Raw genomic sequence first — 340 nt, forward strand, 5'->3', positions numbered from 1 at the left:
CCGCCCGGTCGTCAACCCCTCGGTGTCACCGGCGAGCACCACCGCCCGAGGGTCCAGCGCGGCTCGGCGGGCTGCGGCTGCGGCGAGCGGGGGGCGATCCCGCTCGGCCACAAGTCGCACCTGCTGTGCCTGGGCCCGGCGCGCCGCCTCGTCCGTACCGGACAACAGCACCGGCACCAAGGGAAGTTGCACCGCTGCCTCGACGGCGGCGGACTCGACGGCCGGGGGCTCCTCCACGATCACGTGCGCGTTCGTACCGCTGACGCCGAACGCCGACACACCCGCCCGACGAGGCCGGTCCCCGGCGCTCCAGGGCCGCGACTCCGTCAGCAACTCGACG

1 protein-coding gene is annotated in these 340 nt (G+C 75.3%); it reads right to left on the reverse strand.

Features of this window, described 5'->3' with window-relative positions; translation table 11 throughout:
- A partial coding sequence (locus PUR56_RS01085) for a ketoacyl-synthetase C-terminal extension domain-containing protein (protein WP_329947453.1) occupies window positions 1–333 on the reverse strand: 333 nt, incomplete at its 3' end.
- Between the last annotated feature and the right edge of the window lie 7 nt (window positions 334–340).

Origin of the sequence: Streptomyces sp. BE303 (genome assembly GCF_036290945.1) — a bacterium.
GTDB lineage: Bacteria > Actinomycetota > Actinomycetes > Streptomycetales > Streptomycetaceae > Kitasatospora.